Genomic DNA, 14,276 nt, shown 5'->3' on the forward strand with positions numbered 1-14,276 from the left:
GGGCGGGGTGCGGGGTCGTGAAGGTCAGGAGATGCAGATACGGAGTGGACCCGGGGAGAAACAGTTGGTGTTCTTGATATTTGTGACTGTCACGTCCGTTGCGTGTGCCCCGGCGGGCTTGGCGTGCATACTGGTTGTCCTGGCGGCGTAGCCGCCGCTGGACTGGTGTCCCGTGTCGGGTGAGGCTGCCACGGCGGTTGTGGGGAGGACGGCGCTGCTGCCAATGAGGAGGGTGGCCAGGACGGTGGGGAGCGCGGTGCGGACAGACATGAAGATCACCTCAGTGCGTGTCGGTAGCGGGTGGGCTGATACCTGTATCCTTCCGGGGTTCTGGCGGGCAGCCAGCTGGCAGAAGGTCGAGAGTTCCTGTTCGCCTCATCCCAAAGGACCACGGCGGCTGCCCGTGGCTGCGCTTGGGGCTGCTTGCTGACTGGTGCGGGCTCTAGATCGCGGGTGTGAGGGGGATGCTGAAGGCGGTGGTCCAGCGGCGCGGGGTGTGGGTGGTGGTCAGCGCCCCGCCCAGCGACTCGATACGGCGGCGCGCGGTGTCCAGGCCCAGGCCGGAGGACACTACCTGCTGCTGCTGTGTCTCTTGTTCTGCCTCTGCCCGGTGCCGGTGCCCTGCCTGTCTGCGCGGGGGCTGATGGCGGGTGGGGTCGCGGGTGTTGGTGCACATGCACTCCAGGGTGCCGCCGTCGGTCTCCAGCAGGAGGGTGACGCGTCCGTGCACGCTGGCGTACTTGACGGCGTTCTCGATAAGCTCAGCGAGGACGCGGGTGATCTGCTGGCGCATGCCGGGGCCGATCGCGGCGGTGTCAAGAGCCTCCAGGCCGGTGACCTCCAAGGTGGTGTCTCGCTGGGTGAGGATCTGCTCAGCCTGGGCCAGGGTCTCCTCCAGGGGGCGGGGTGGGGTGGTGGATAGCAGCAGCAGGGCCTCGTTGCCGGAGGCGGACGACATGGCCCTGAGGAGGTAGCGCAGCTGGCCCGTGGCACTGCGTACCGGGCCGATGACAGAGTCGAGGGTGCGGGTGAGCTCTAAGTCCTCGGGGCGGGCGATCTTAGCCTGCTCGGCCTGCATGACGGCGTGGGTGAGGTTACGCACCACGGTGTCGTGGAGCTCAGAGACCAGCAGGCGCTGCCGGAGGCCCCGACGTTCCCGGCGCTGCCGGGCAGCCTCGTCGCTCTTCTGGCGCTGGTGGCGCAGCGTGAGTCCTAGCGTCATGCACGGGGCACCCACAATGACAAATGCTGTGAGAGCGTCAAGGGAGGTGAGGCCGCCCAGGAAGATGCTGCTCAGCAGGCTGGTAGTGGCCAGTGACCAGACAGCCCCAGGGTGGTAGCCCCGGGACGCCAGCAGTACCAGAGGTCCCCAGTACGCAGAGGTCGCCGTGAGGCCGACGCTGTCAGGTACCGCCAGGGCTGCGGTCGTGACGGCTAGGCTCGTGACTGCGCCGACGAGGGGAAGGCAGGAGGCCAGGGGAAGGCAGAGCGCGTTAAAAATAGTGAGGCCCAGACTGGTGGCAGTACCGGAGGCAGCTGTGTCGACCACGCTGACCAGGACCAGGAACACCGCGAGGCCTGCGTGCAGCAGGTGGGTGCGGGTGGTGGGCTGCCAGGTGTCAAAGAAACTGGGCCTGGCCAGCGCCGCAGCTCTTGGAGGAATCCGAGAAAAGATACGGGACCATGCGGTAGGCACTGCGATCACGTCCGAGGGGCCGGAGATAACGGTGACGATACGGTAGTATCGTCGCATGCCTGCGAGCGGTTCTCCACCCCCTGTCAGGACCCCCGGCAAGATGATCCGGGTTGTCGCGGTCGATGACGACCAGTTTGTGCTGGGTGCCCTGCGCTCCTACCTCTCAGCTGCGGAGGGGATCGAGGTCCTCAGCACCTTCACCATAGCCACTGACGCCCTGGCCTTTATGAGCCGCATGCCGGTAGACGTCCTCATCACCGACATACGCATGCTCCCCGTAGACGGCTTGGAGCTGCTGGCGCGCGTCAAGGCGAGGTACCCGGACACGGCGGTCCTCGTGCTGACCTCCTTCGACGACGACTCCGCCATGATTGAGGCCCTGTCCCAGCAGGCCAGCGGGTTCCTCCTCAAGGACGCCGATCCGGAGGAGGTCGTGCAGGCCGTGCGTGCAGCCAGCACCGGGGGGACCACGATCTCACCCCGTGCCACCTCCCGGCTGATCTCGGAGGGCTACCTGCGGGAGGCCCGGGTGCCCGCCCGCCCGGACCTCACGGGTGCAGAACGTGAGGTGCTCACGCTGCTGTGCGAGGGCTACTCCAACGCGGAGATTGCCGATAGGCTCGTTGTCGCGGAGTCCACGGTCAAGACCCACGTCTCCAGCCTCATGAGGAAGTACGGGGTGACCTCACGCCTCAAGCTGGTGGTGGCCGTCCACCAGGAGGAGGCTGGCGGGTCGGGCGGCTGAGAGGCGACTGGCTAAAGCCCCTGGCAAGGCCTCCTGACCCGCCAGCTGGCCGTCTCCTGCCTCTCCGTCCTTTTGAGCTACCCGCCTCAGTGCTGACGTGGCTGACCTGTCTGGTCCGCCTCGTCATGGTCGCCCGTGCCCACTGGCGGTACGGTCGGCAGCCGCAGCCTGCCCCGGCCGTACCAGGTGGTGGTCGGTCCGGGGTGGTCCGGGCTCTCCCGGCAGGGCAGGTCCTGGTCGGCCGGGGCTGGGCAGGCTGCGGGTGCGGCCAGGTCGAGGAGAAGACCTGGCGCCTGTGGAGCGGGGACACCCTGGGACAGGAGGACGGCCACCGCAGCAGCAGCCAGCGGGGTGGCGAAGGAGGTCCCGCTGCGGTACCAGTAGTAGCGGCACCGCTGGCCCCCCTCGCCGCAGTCGGAGACCACGTCGGGCAGCAGCGAGACCCCCTCCTCGTCGGTGCCCCCGCTGCGGACGACATCTGTGGGTGCGGTAGTGAGGATCGCGGACTCCAGCCCGTGCGGTGTGTCGGTGTCGTCGTACCAGACGGGTGCGCCGCCGGGCGCGGCGATGTCAACCGCGCTGCCCACGTTGGAGTAGAAGGTCCGGGCTCCCGCCGGGTCGAGGGCGCCCACGGTGAGGACGTGCTCAGACTGGGCGGGCATGGTCACGCACTGGTCGGTGACCGGGCGCTCGCCCTGCCCGGACCATCCGATGGAGGAGGAGTCTGCGGTGCCCTGGTCGAGGTCGAAGGACTCGTTGCCGGCGGCAGCCACCATGATGACACCGTGGTGGGCTGCGTACTCCAGGGCGGAGGTGATGGTAGCCAGGTCCTGAGCCTGTTCCTGGCGCTCCTGGTCGGTGTCACCTGGGGCGTCGGGGCAGTAGCGGAACCAGGGGTCGGTGGTAAAGCTGAGGACAAGGACGTCCAGGCCCGTGTCCGCCGCGTACCTGAGGGCCTGGGCGACGGCCTCGGCGTAGAAGCGGCCTGTCGCGTCACCGGCCTTGAGGCTGACGATGCTGGCACCGGGGGCGGCACCCACGATGCCGTGCCCGTCTACGTCGGCGGTGATGAGCCCGGCGATCTCGGTGCCGTGGCCGTAGGGGTCGTGCGCCGGGTCGAGGTCGGGGCACTCGCTGCCCGGTGTGCAGTCGGAGGGGAGGAAAGACCGGCTGCGCTCAGCGTCGTAGGACGAGGCGATCTCGGGGTGGGTGGCATCGACCCCGCTGTCCATGACTCCGACGGAGACCCCCTGTCCGTCCTCCTGCGAGACCGTGCCCTCGCGCCAGTCCAGATACCACTGCTGGGCGGCAAGGGGGTCCTCCCCAGGAGGATCGAGGCTGCCGGGGCTGCTAGGGCTCTCAGCGTGCTGCTGGGCGGGACCCTGGCCCGGCGGGGGCTGGAGTGCCAGGGCGGGGGCGGTCCAGACCGCCAGGAGCGTGAGCACAGCGGCCAGGGAGCGCACCGGCAGCCAGGCGGGCCGCCGGGCTGCCGCCTCGCGTCCCGGGACGTCCCGGACCACGCATGCGTGTCGGGTCCGTGCGCGGGGGCGGTTCGGGTTCACCATCGGGCGACCTCCTCGTAGAGCTCGCGCACCGGCGCCACGGTAAGGATGACTGACTCGTTGTGCTCCACCCAGGACACGTACCGGCAGTCCTGGTCCGGCGGGGCGATCTCCCGGCCGATGACGAGGTCCACCCGGTGGCCCTGTCTGCGGGCGGCGAGCACGAGCGCGGCGTCCTTCTCAATGTCACCGGACAGTTCACTGCCCTCCTTGACCAGGGCGCGGCGCAGCTGGAGGAGCTCGGCCTCGACCTGGTTGCGGGGCCTGGGGGAGGGCTGGCCGGTGCGGGGCAGCCACCCCCTCATCCCTCCTTGCTGCCGTGAGGACAGGACGGTGCGTACGGACTGCCTGATGTCCGTGCGGGTGCGGTGGTTCATGGCTGTGAGTTCCTTTCTGTGGGGTGCGGGTCGTCCTGCTGCTGGTGCGTCTGGCCCGGGCTTGTCGGGTCCGGCCGGGCTGTGTGGACTGGGCGGCTGTGGGGAGGGTGGCTGCGCATCCACTCCTCCTCCAGGTGTCGGCGCTCTAGGAGTGCCTGCCGGGAGGAGAAGACGTGCCCCTCCTCGGGGAAGACGGCCAGCATGGTGTCGGCCTGCGCGGCCAGGAGGTTCTCGTGGAGGGCCAGAGACTGCTGCGGGGTGGTAGCGGAGTTCTGGTCGCTGCCGCCGCAGCTGATGAGGAAGGGGGTGCCCCGGTGCGCGCCCGCCCGGGGGAGCACGCTCATGACGCGGTAGAGCCCCGGGTGTGAGGCGGCCGTGCGGTGGTCGTGCTCAAAGCCGTGCGGGGTCGCGTAGCGGTCGTAGGCGCCGCTGCGCAGAAGGGCACCCGCCGGTGAGCACAGGCCGCGCAGCACGGCGACGGCCGCCAGCGCCGCACCAAAGCTGTGCCCGCCCAGGAAGGGGGTGTCCTGGGCGCTACCTGGACCGTCCCCGAGCTCGGTGCTGATGACCACCAGCGCCGCGCGCCATGCCTGATGCAGCTCGGAGAGAAGCCCCTCCGGCTCCAGGGCTGCCAGGTGGTGGTAGTCGATACCCACGCGCACAACCGGCCGCGTCCCTGCGTGGCACCAGGCCGCGTCCCCCACGGGCAGGGTGCCCAGGTCGACGCCGTGGCGCACGCCCCGGCCGCCCACGGGTGCCGCCGGGAGGTCACCGGAGTCGTCGAACCACACCAGGGGCGTCTGCGTGCCCGCTGGGTCGCTGGTCACCACCTCGACCACGTGCCCCTCCTCCCGCCGTGCCAGGAGCAGCCCGGGCCGCCCGGCTACCGGGTCCTGCACGGAGGGGCACCACAGGGCGGGAGTATGCGGGTGCGCGGCTGGGGGCGGCGGGGGTCCGGGCGGGTCGTCGCGCACGACGGGGCTGACCTGCCAGGCGCCGGGGACCATGGGGACCTCCTGGTGCCCCTGGCCCCCCTGGGTCATGACCGTGACCACGCCGTCGGCCTCCTCCTGGAGGTGGGTCACGTCTGTGCCGTCGCTCCACGACCCGGTGGCCCACCGCAGGAGGTGGGGCTCCGCGTGCTCCACCCACGCGCCGCTGAGCCCGGGTACGCCCGTGTAGTGGTCCACCCGGGCCACGACGCGGGCCAGGACGCTGCCGTCGCTCACCCGGTAGGAGGTGGTGGCGGTCTCCAGGCGCTCGGTAAAGACCACTACCGGCTGGCCGCTCAGGTGCTGGTGGGCTACCGAGCCCCGGGGAGGTCCCCGACCAGGGAGGGGGACCAGGTGCCGTCGGGGCCTGGGCGACCAGATGGTGGGGGACATGGTCCTCGTGGAGGAAGGCGGACAGCTCCCGGGGCGTCTGAGCCAGGCCGACCACCAGCGTCCCCGGTGTCTTCCGGGCCGCAGTCTCCTGGGTGCTTGGCTCCTGCGTCTCCAGGAGCACCACGACCCCCCTGGGCAGGCCGGGCAGAGGGCGGGGGCCGACCATGACGGTGCACAGGGCGGCCTCAAAGAGCTCGGTCACCAGCGCCTGCGGCCAGGCGCGGTCGTCGCGGCTCCTCACGAGGGCAGAGGAGGAGGGGCTGTGCTCCTGGCGCAGCCAGACCACCTGGTCGCCCAGCCGCCACAGGCGGGTTTCCTGCGCCGGGTTGCTTCGCAGGCCCAGCAGCGAGCGGGTGCTGGTGCCCCAGGTGGTGGGGGCGGTGGCAGCGTGCTCGTGGTGCTCGTCGTGCTCGTGGAGGCGTACGGTGACGTGCCCGTCGTCCTGGTGGTGGGCGACCACCCATCCGCCGGGGCCGTGGGGCAGGGGCAGCCCGCTGGCCTGCTGCGAGAGCAGGGTGCGGGCTTCGCCCTCCACGGCTCCGGCGTAGCCGGTGGGCACAGGTGAGGGGATAGTGTCCCCGCAGAGGCGGTCGTAGGCCGTGCCCCGGTGCCTGATGAGGTCCAGCCGGGCACGGGGGAGGCTGCGGTAGGCGGGCGCCTCCAGGACGGCCTGCCTACCGCACGGCAGGGTGAGCGTGTGGACGGCCAGCCGGTCCAGCCCGGCCGACACCGCCCGGACCGAGACCGGCGCGGCGGGTGGGAGGCTGGCCTGCGCGGCGACCTGAACGGCGGCGGCGTCCGGGGGCTGCGGGGTGGCGTCGTACCTCATGGCAGCCGGTCTCCCGCTCCCGCCAGGGCGGAGGCGCGTGCGGGGCGCACCTCGCTCAGCCGCCCGCCCTCCATGCGGTAGGTGCGGTCGGTCACGGCGGACAGCCTGGCGTCGTGGGTGGTGACGATGACGCAGTGGGTGCGGCGCAGGGTCAGCAGCACGCTGATGAACCGCCGGGTGGACTCGTCGTCCAGGGCGGAGGTGGGCTCGTCGAGCAGGAGCACCCGGGGTGAGAGGGCCAGCATCCGCGCGATGGCCAGGCGGGCGCGCTCGCCTCCGCTGACCCGCATGCCGTGCTCGCCCATCATGGTGGTCATCCCGGAGCGGTCGCCCAGCCGGGAGAGGTCCAGGCCCATCTGGCGGCACAGCAAGTCCACCTGGTCCTCACGGATTCCCGGACGGGCCAGGGTGAAGTTCTCCAGCAGGGTGGCGCTGCGGAAGAACGGGTCCTGGGGCAGAGCTGGACGATGCGGTTCCACCTGGCGGAGCCCGTGTCCGCGGGGGACAGGCCGCCAAAGGTGATGTGACCGCGCTCGGGTCGGTTGGCCCCGGCGATGAGGCTGAGCAGGGTGGACTTGCCCGAGCCGGAGGGGCCCACCACGCTGACGATCTCCCCGCAGCGCGCCGTAAGGCTGACTGAGTGGAGCAGGGTGGTGGTACCCGAGTCGTTGGGGACGGAGAAGTCGACCTCCCGGACGATGAGTGAGCCGGTGTCCAGCACGTCCACGGGCTCTGCCGGCGGCTCGTACCATTCCTCGTCCTTCTCCAGGAAGCCGTGGACGCGCACGAGCGCGGCCCAGGTGGAGGCCAGCGCGGTGCGTATCCCGGAGGCGGACTGGAGCGGCTCGTAGAGCTGGGGAGCCAGGGTGATGAGGGCGGCCAGGGAGCCGACCGTCATCTCCCCGCGGATCACGCTGTGCCCCCCGATGACAAGGATGGCCACCGTCCCCAGGGAGCCCGCCAGGTCCAGGGAGGAGGAGAAGGCTGTCTCGATGGTGATCATGCGCGTGTAGGTGCGCCGGACCTCTGCGGCGGTCTGCCTGGCCTGCTGCTGGTCCACCTCGGTGTCGGCCACCGTGCGGGAGAACAGGTGCCCGGCCACGCCCGTGCGCTCCATGACGGTGCCGCTGAAGGAGGACATGGCGTCGAGCATGCGGTCGGTGGTGGCGGCGAGCCTGCGTGAGACCCCCTCGGTGGGCAGGATGAGGACCAGCCCCAGGCCCAGGACCACCAGGGTGATGGTGACCGAGCGTGAGGACATGATGGTGACTAGGACCACCAGGCGGGTGATGAGCCCGAAGACCTGGGGCAGGATGCTGGAGACAAAGGACTGTGCCTGCTCGGTGTCGTTGGTGATACGGGAGAGCATGGCGCCGCTGGGCTCGGCTCCCACGGCTGAGGAGGGCAGCCGGGTGAGCTTACCGAGCATGAGCACGCGCAGCCGTTCCTGGAATCGCTGCCCGGTGGAGGCCGTGACACGCTGCTCGATCACGTTGGCTGCCGTGCTGGCCAGTGCGGCACCGGCGGCCAGCAGCGCGGGGATGACGACCGCTGAGGCCAGGGAGGCGCCGGGCCGGGTGCCGTCGATGACGCGCTGGAGCATGAGCGGGGAGACGGTCGCCAGGCCGGACTGGATGGCTAGCAGGATGGTGATGATGATCACCGAGGGGGTCATGGCCCGCAGCGCCCGGCCGGTGGCGCTGGAGCGGGACAGCACCCGCCGCCCAGCGGTGCCTACGCCTGTGGGACCAGGTGACGCTGCCGCCATGACTGAAGCACCTCCCTGCACTCCTGGAGCCCGGAGCGCACCTGTGCCCCGGCGGGGTTGGAGCTGTCCAGGGAGACCACGGCCGGGAAGGAGGAGATGTCCACCCCAGCCTGGCGCAGAGCGGCAGCAGGCTGGGAGTCCTGGTCCACCCAGCTGACCGTGCCTGCCGCCTCGGTGTCGCTGACGTCGTGGTTCTCCATGATCTTCAGGGCGGAGCAGGCCGGGCAGGTGGGGGAGAGGACCACCAGGAGGCGGTCGTGGTGCTCCTGGCTGGCCCGGGCGCTGGCGGACTCGCGCCCGCGCAGGAGCTGGAGGGCCAGCGTCATGACCAGGGCGGTGGCCATGGCGGCGGCCAGGCGGGCGGGGCGGGCAGCGGTGAGGCCGTCCCCTAGGAGGGCAGCCAGTCCCAGGGCGGCGGAGGTCAGGGCGCACCCCCAGATGTGGAGGGGGCCGACCGTCATGCCCTCCACGCCAAAGCAGCCGCACTCCTGCCCCCTCAGGGTGGTGGCGCCCACCACGAAGGCGGCGTAGACGGTGGCGAGCACCAGGCAGGCCAGGCGCAGGCTGGGCAGACTGAGCGCCACGGCAGAGGCAAGCACCTCGACCGAGACGACAAGGCCCAGGGACAGGTGGAGACGCAGGAAGTTCGCCCCCTGGGGCCAGGCCAGGCGGGCTTGCGCAGCAGCCCAGGTCTTGGCGGCGGCGGTGCCCAGCAGGACGCCGACGGCCCCTCCGGCAAGAAGAGTGACGAGCAGGGTGCCGGTGGCTGCCCGGGCCAGGAGGGTGGTGAGCAGGGGGGTTATGGTGATCATGTCGGTCATGGCTGTGTCTCCTTGTGTGTCGTGGTGTCTGCGTCAGTGGGTGCGGGGGCTGTGGGGTCCTTCGTCTCGACGAGCACCCCGGAGGCGACTGCGGTCTCAAGGAGCTCGGAGGCAGAGCTGGAGGTGGTGCCGGAGGCGGAGTCGGAGGTCGTGTCGGAGCTGGTACCGGGCGCCCCAGTCAGGGCGGCGTGGAGGACCGTCCCGGTGTCCTCGTCAATCTCATGGACGGACAGCCGGTGCAGGTCCGCGAGGGTCCAGCCACCGTTCTTCAGGTGTGTCAGGCTCATTCCGTCAGCGAGCCGCCAGCCTCTAGCCATGACGTCACCCACCTTTCTGTCTCTACGGTCTTCTTGACGCTGAGCGCGTACTTCTGTCTGAGGAAGGGGTCCTGGCCGATGCGCCTCATGCCGTCGGCGTCAATGAGGCCCCGGGCGGCCAGGCTGCCCTGGGCCAGCTCCTCCTCCCACCTCTGCCAGACCTGGGGGGCCTCCCGGACGGCCTGGAGCCGGGCGGCGGCATGGTCGTCCACGGGGTCGCGGCCGTAGCGCTGGCACAGGGCGGCGTCTAGGGTGCGTAGCCCGTTGGGCAGGGTGATGGCGCGCTGCGTGGCTGGCACCTGGGCGAAGGCCGCCAGCACCTGCGGGTCGTGCGCGGGGCGGTAGGGGGCGAGGGCGCTGGTGGCCGGGTCCTCCGCAGCGATCCAGAGCAGCTGGCTGGTGCGGGGCGGCAGGTCCTTGACGGCCTCCTGCCAGGAGGTCAGGGAGACCATCCGGGCGACGTCGATCATCTGGATGGCCTCACCAGCCAGCCACTGGGGGTCCAGGTCCAGCTCCGGCTCGGCAGCCTCCGGGGCCGTCCCGGTGGAGTCAGCGGAGTCAAGGGAGCCAGGGGAGGCTTCGGGGGCGTCTGCCGGGACGGGGCCGGGCTGAGAGGAGCGGGACTTGTCGCGCCTGAGCAGCCTCTGGAGAAAGGCAGGGTAGGCGCTGCCAGCCTCCTCCCGCGTCTCCCCCTCGACGGCTCCGATGAGGTCGCGCACGCCCCGGGCGTCGACGACGGCGGTGGCGCTCCTCCTCTGCTCGCCCTGCGGGGAGGACTCTGGCTGTCGTGAGGTGATGTCGCTGAGGTAGCGGGTGATCATGTGGTCCACGGGCAGGGCTGACTGGACGGCGCCCCGGGCCCCGTAGCGGGCCAGTGAGGCGGCCAGGAGCCGCTCCGCGCTCTCCAGGCTGCGGGTGCCGGGGTCGTCACCCTCCTGGGCCTGGGGCGTGATCTCCTCGCCGCTGAGGACAGTTCCGGGAGTCCGCTGGAGCACGTCGGTGAAGACGGAGCGGCCGAACGGTGGGCGCAGGCCCGCGATACGGGCGAGCACGAACATGAGGTTTGCGGAGGCGTGCTCGTCGGCCAGGGTCTTCTCATCGACCTGCTGCCAGGTTCCCTCCTTGTACCGCAGCAGCGCTGGGGTGGCGTTCCATGGTGGATCGGTCTGGGTAGTCATGGATAGGTCTCAATCGGGTCGGGGCGCTCAGAGAGCAGTGGTTATCTGGTTTGGGAGTGCAGGGCCTGGGTGAAGTCGGCGCCAGCCAGGGCGGTGGTGCGGCGGATGAATGGGGGCACGGTGTTCTCCTTTTGCTAATCTATCTTTACAGATGTTGGAGTAATTTTGTTGCCCGAATGGTGGTCCTGCCTGTGAGGGCTCCGCCCGGGCCCCACGTGATGAAATGTGTGGGACCCGGGCGGAGCTGGTTAGAGAGCCTCTGGGGTCAGTAGCACTTGCAGACGAGGTTGGCAAAACTGCCGCAGTAGCCGCCCTTGTATCCCTTTGCCCTGCAGATCTGGCTGCACTTCTTCTCGTTGAGGGGGCAGGGGCCCTCGGCGCCCTCGGTGGGTGCGTGGGTCTCTGAGCGCAGGGCCTGAGTGAAGTCGGCGCCAGCCAGGGTGGTGGTGCGGCGGATGAACTGGGACATGATGTCCTCCTTTTCTGCTCCGGATATCCTGAGTCCGGAGCGGTCGGTGTGTGGTTGCCATATACCTCCCGGGTGGGAGGGGTGTGGCGAATGGACTCAGAAGGACTGCGCTGACGGAAGCTGTCGGTGTCACCTCATTCCAGGCGGACTGCTTGTCCGGGTTTCCGTGCTGCCTGAGTGCTCCCGTCCTCGTTCCTTCTGATACCTGAATACTATGCGCTCGCCCCAGGCGGTGTTATGGGGCAGAAGATGGAACTTCTCCTGCGCCTCCTCCTTAAGGGTGAGGGAATTGATTGTTCCTGACTCCGTGCAATGTCAGCACAGTACAAGAAGCGCGACACAAGGTGCATGGCACAAGCGGGCTATGTATGCAGGGAGGCCGGGCTGTCGTGTCCGCATGCGCTGTTAGCAAGGGGAGCGGTGGCACATCAGTAAATGCCGTGCGGCCCTGTGCCGCACCGATAAGGCGCAGCACAGGGCCGCAATGGGGTGGGTAGTAAGTGACGAGTCTTGGATCTGGCTCCAGATCCGGTTACCTCAGTCCTGGGCCAGGGCCAGGACGGGCGGCACCCGGCTGGCGGCCTCGGCAGGACGCCAGGTGGCCAGCACGCCCACGGCTGCGGCAGCCAGGAAGGCCCCGGCCAGGACCAGCCAGGGCACCTGGATGACCAGGTTGTCACCGGAGTCCGAGTTGAGCAGGGCGGCCGATCCCGCGATGCCTACCGTGCAGCCCAGCAGGATGCCGATGGCTCCGCCCAGGAGGGCGGTGAGGAGGCCCTCGGTGAGGAACAGGCGGCGGACCTCTGCTCGCTGGGTTCCGGTGGCGCGCAGCACCCCGATCTCACGGGTGCGCTCCAGCACGCCCACGGACGCGGTGTTGGCCATACCGGACAGGGCGATAAGCAGCGTGAAGACGAGCACCCCGCCAATGACTACGGTGACCTGCTGGACCATCTGGGTGAAGGAGGCCCTGCCCTCGGCGGAGGTGACAACCAGGAGACCGGAGCCCGCCAGGGCCTGACGGACCGCGGTGGCCGGTGCCTGGTCAGAGCCGTCACCGCTGGCGCGTGCCCACAGGGAGACGCTGGTCGGGGCGTCCCCGGCCAGTTGCTGGGCCACTGCCGGTGTGACGACGGTGCCTGCCTCCTCTGACACGTGGACGGTGAGCTCGGCGCTGCCAGCCGGGCCGGACAGCGTGATGGCCGATCCGTCCTCCAGGCCGTAGATACCCCCGATGATGAGGGTGTGGTCGTCCAGACCCTCCAGGCCCTGGTCGGAGCGGATGACCGGGGTGATGGCGTCGCGGTCGATGACGTCCAGGGTCATGGAGGAGTCGTCCGGGTCCCCAGCACCTTCTGGGTCTTCTGGATCCTCGGCGCTGCTGCCACTCTCGGCAGTGCTGGAGGTGACCTGGGCCTCAATGCGGGGCACGAGCGTGGTGGCCTCCACGCCCTCGACGGCCTCCACCTGGGAGACCAGGGCGGTGGCGTCCCGCTCAGCCGTGATCCCCTCCACGCGGATGTCCACCGGGGAGCCGGAGGCCAGGTAGCCCTCCATGGAGGCGTCAACGCTGGACAGGCCGGTGGCCAGGGTGGCGGCCACAGCCACCGAGACCAGCAGGGAGGCGGCGGTGGCGGCGGCCCGTCCGGGGTTGCGGGCCAGGTTGCGGGCGGCCAGCTGGAGCACGGGGCGGCGCGAGCGCCCGCTGAGGACCTCAGCCAGGCGGGAGGCGCCGACCACCAGCAGCGGCAGGGAAGCAATCACCCCCAGCACGGTGACCACCGCTCCGGCCGTGATGTACTCCAGCACTCGCGCGGTGACACCCTGCCAGATGAGTCCGCAGCCGACCAAGGCGATGAGCACCCCTGCTGCGGCGACCGCGACCCGCCGCCTGCCCAGTGCGCTGGTGTCAGCGGTCTGGCCAGTCAGGGCCACCAGCGGGGAGACCCGGGTGGCCTGGCGGGCCGGGCGCAGCACGGAGACCAGGGTGACTACCGTGCCGATGAGGACGGCCAGGGCGAAGGACCTCCAGGAGACGGTGAGGTGCTCAGCCTCAAGGCCCTCCACCACCCCGGAGCGTACCACCGTGGCGGCCACGACCGCCCCGGCGGCCGCCCCGGCCACGGAGCCCACCACCCCGGAGAGCAGGCCGGTGCGCAGCACCGAGCCCATGACCTGGCGGCGGCTGGCGCCCACGCAGCGGGTCAGGCCGATCTGGTGGGTCTGGCGGGCCACCAGGGTGGTGAAGGTGGTGGCGATGACGATCCCGGCCACCACGGCACACACCGGCGTGAGCAGCCGTAGCAGCAGGAACGCCGTGGAGGTAGCACCCCCACCAGAGGTGCTGGCGCGCCAGGTGACCACGTCTGCGGCCGTGCTGACTTGCGCGTCGGCCTGGGTGGCCTGGAGCGCCTCGGTGACGGCCTCACGCAGTTCCTCGGGGCTGATGCCCGGCCGGGCGGTGATGTAGAGGAAGGCGGGTCCCTCGGGTACCCCCAGCGCGGCGCGGGCCTCGGCGGTGGCAAAGACCAGGGGGACCGAGTTGACGTCAGCAGCGACCTCGGCGCTGGGCTGGATAATACCTACGACGGTCACCGTGGTGGTCGTCCTGGCCGGGCCACCGCGTGGGCCCTGGGCCAGGGTGGTCGTGCTGCCCACCTCCAGGCTGTACTGCTGGGCGAAGGTGGAGGAGACCGCCACCTCCTGGGCGCTCTCCGGTAGGCGGCCACTAGTCAGCCGGGTGCCCCCCGAGACCTCCGGCACGTCCAGCACAAACAGGGAGAACACGTCGGCGCTGTTCGCGCCCGGCGGGATTCCCCACATCTGCCTCTGGATCTGGGGGCGTACCGCCGCCACCCCGTTGGCCTGGGAGACGTCGCGCACGGCCTGCTCGGGGAACACCCCCTCGTCTGCTGTGGCGGAGGCCTCGGCCACGACGTCGGCCTTACCCACGCTGGCCCAGGCGTCCGCAGTGAGCTGGGCGCGGAAGGAGTCAGAGACGATGAAGGAGAACACAATGAGGACGGCGCTCATGGCCACCGCTACCATAGCGGCCACGGTGCGGCGGGGGTCGAGCAGGGCGGGCATGAGCGGTACTCCTTGTTGTTTGGGGTTGTTTGGGGCCTTTAT

General features: G+C 70.3%; 12 protein-coding genes and 1 pseudogene. 2 read left to right on the top strand and 11 right to left on the bottom strand.

Going from position 1 to position 14,276, the window contains the following annotated elements; genetic code table 11:
* Nucleotides 1–24 precede the first annotated feature (24 nt).
* Both D5R93_RS02585 and D5R93_RS02590 read right to left on the bottom strand, forming a co-directional pair.
* Nucleotides 25–270, bottom strand: a complete 246-nt coding sequence (locus D5R93_RS02585; protein WP_162933789.1) for a hypothetical protein — start codon at nt 268–270, stop codon at nt 25–27.
* 172 nt (nt 271–442) lie between these two features.
* Nucleotides 443–1,753: an ATP-binding protein gene (locus tag D5R93_RS02590; protein WP_120203670.1), complete on the bottom strand. Its 1,311-nt coding sequence runs from the start codon at nt 1,751–1,753 to the stop codon at nt 443–445.
* On the opposite strand from D5R93_RS02590, the gene D5R93_RS02595 reads away from it, so the two are divergent.
* A complete protein-coding gene (locus D5R93_RS02595; protein ID WP_119836383.1) occupies nt 1,752–2,441 on the top strand; it encodes a response regulator in 690 nt (229 codons plus the stop codon). The genes D5R93_RS02590 and D5R93_RS02595 overlap by 2 nt on opposite strands.
* A gap of 86 nt (nt 2,442–2,527) precedes the next feature.
* Here D5R93_RS02595 and D5R93_RS02600 read toward each other — a convergent pair whose 3' ends face one another.
* Genes D5R93_RS02600 through D5R93_RS13810 form a run of 3 tightly spaced genes read right to left on the bottom strand, consistent with a single transcriptional unit; the run spans nt 2,528 to nt 5,765 of the window.
* Nucleotides 2,528–4,006, bottom strand: coding sequence for a S8 family peptidase (locus tag D5R93_RS02600; RefSeq protein ID WP_147392879.1), 1,479 nt, complete (start codon nt 4,004–4,006; stop codon nt 2,528–2,530).
* The gene (locus D5R93_RS02605; protein ID WP_119836385.1) at nt 4,000–4,380 is read right to left on the bottom strand and encodes a hypothetical protein; all 381 of its coding nucleotides are present in this window, start codon (nt 4,378–4,380) and stop codon (nt 4,000–4,002) included. Before D5R93_RS02605 ends, D5R93_RS02600 begins: the two co-directional genes overlap by 7 nt.
* Entirely contained in the window at nt 4,377–5,765 is a 1,389-nt protein-coding gene (locus D5R93_RS13810; RefSeq protein ID WP_243106900.1) for a prolyl oligopeptidase family serine peptidase, read from the bottom strand. Before D5R93_RS13810 ends, D5R93_RS02605 begins: the two co-directional genes overlap by 4 nt.
* Between D5R93_RS13810 and D5R93_RS13815 the strand changes: the two genes are divergently transcribed.
* Nucleotides 5,764–6,330: a hypothetical protein gene (locus tag D5R93_RS13815; RefSeq protein WP_243106901.1), complete on the top strand. Its 567-nt coding sequence runs from the start codon at nt 5,764–5,766 to the stop codon at nt 6,328–6,330. The genes D5R93_RS13810 and D5R93_RS13815 overlap by 2 nt on opposite strands.
* A gap of 260 nt (nt 6,331–6,590) precedes the next feature.
* Here the strand turns inward: D5R93_RS13815 and D5R93_RS02615 are convergent.
* The 6 genes and pseudogenes from D5R93_RS02615 to D5R93_RS02640 form a co-directional block, all read right to left on the bottom strand.
* Nucleotides 6,591–8,362 (bottom strand): annotated as a pseudogene (locus tag D5R93_RS02615) (ABC transporter ATP-binding protein).
* Entirely contained in the window at nt 8,329–9,183 is an 855-nt protein-coding gene (locus tag D5R93_RS02620; RefSeq protein WP_243106903.1) for a hypothetical protein, read from the bottom strand. The pseudogene D5R93_RS02615 and the gene D5R93_RS02620 overlap by 34 nt, the downstream one beginning before the upstream one ends.
* On the bottom strand, nt 9,180–9,470 hold the full coding sequence (adfB, locus tag D5R93_RS02625; protein WP_243106904.1) for an actinodefensin-associated protein B: 291 nt from the start codon (nt 9,468–9,470) through the stop codon (nt 9,180–9,182). The genes D5R93_RS02620 and adfB overlap by 4 nt, the downstream gene beginning before the upstream one ends.
* Nucleotides 9,467–10,678 (bottom strand): actinodefensin-associated protein A, encoded by a 1,212-nt coding sequence (adfA, locus tag D5R93_RS02630; RefSeq protein WP_120203675.1) that lies wholly within the window; start codon nt 10,676–10,678, stop codon nt 9,467–9,469. The genes adfB and adfA overlap by 4 nt, the downstream gene beginning before the upstream one ends.
* 265 nt (nt 10,679–10,943) lie before the next feature.
* On the bottom strand, nt 10,944–11,147 hold the full coding sequence (locus D5R93_RS02635) for an actinodefensin (RefSeq protein WP_120203678.1): 204 nt from the start codon (nt 11,145–11,147) through the stop codon (nt 10,944–10,946).
* A 537-nt stretch (nt 11,148–11,684) separates the two neighbouring features.
* Nucleotides 11,685–14,234 carry an FtsX-like permease family protein gene (locus D5R93_RS02640; RefSeq protein WP_120203680.1) on the bottom strand — a complete coding sequence of 850 codons (2,550 nt, stop codon included), beginning with the start codon at nt 14,232–14,234 and terminating at the stop codon, nt 11,685–11,687.
* Nucleotides 14,235–14,276 lie beyond the last annotated feature (42 nt).

Source organism: Actinomyces lilanjuaniae (assembly GCF_003606385.1).
Lineage (GTDB): Bacteria > Actinomycetota > Actinomycetes > Actinomycetales > Actinomycetaceae > Actinomyces > Actinomyces lilanjuaniae.

What these genes read in the sequence shown, in the direction of transcription:
- D5R93_RS13810 (WP_243106900.1), bottom strand. Translation starts at nt 5,765, where the DNA reads ATGTCCCCCACCATCTGGTCGCCCAGGCCCCGACGGCACCTGGTCCCC.
- D5R93_RS02585 (WP_162933789.1), bottom strand. Translation starts at nt 270, where the DNA reads ATGTCTGTCCGCACCGCGCTCCCCACCGTCCTGGCCACCCTCCTCATT.
- D5R93_RS02620 (WP_243106903.1), bottom strand. Translation starts at nt 9,183, where the DNA reads ATGACCGACATGATCACCATAACCCCCCTGCTCACCACCCTCCTGGCC.
- adfB (WP_243106904.1), bottom strand. Translation starts at nt 9,470, where the DNA reads ATGAGCCTGACACACCTGAAGAACGGTGGCTGGACCCTCGCGGACCTG.
- D5R93_RS02605 (WP_119836385.1), bottom strand. Translation starts at nt 4,380, where the DNA reads ATGAACCACCGCACCCGCACGGACATCAGGCAGTCCGTACGCACCGTC.
- D5R93_RS02635 (WP_120203678.1), bottom strand. Translation starts at nt 11,147, where the DNA reads ATGTCCCAGTTCATCCGCCGCACCACCACCCTGGCTGGCGCCGACTTC.
- D5R93_RS02590 (WP_120203670.1), bottom strand. Translation starts at nt 1,753, where the DNA reads ATGCGACGATACTACCGTATCGTCACCGTTATCTCCGGCCCCTCGGAC.
- D5R93_RS02600 (WP_147392879.1), bottom strand. Translation starts at nt 4,006, where the DNA reads ATGGTGAACCCGAACCGCCCCCGCGCACGGACCCGACACGCATGCGTG.
- D5R93_RS02595 (WP_119836383.1), top strand. Translation starts at nt 1,752, where the DNA reads ATGCCTGCGAGCGGTTCTCCACCCCCTGTCAGGACCCCCGGCAAGATG.
- D5R93_RS02640 (WP_120203680.1), bottom strand. Translation starts at nt 14,234, where the DNA reads ATGCCCGCCCTGCTCGACCCCCGCCGCACCGTGGCCGCTATGGTAGCG.
- D5R93_RS13815 (WP_243106901.1), top strand. Translation starts at nt 5,764, where the DNA reads ATGGTCCTCGTGGAGGAAGGCGGACAGCTCCCGGGGCGTCTGAGCCAG.
- adfA (WP_120203675.1), bottom strand. Translation starts at nt 10,678, where the DNA reads ATGACTACCCAGACCGATCCACCATGGAACGCCACCCCAGCGCTGCTG.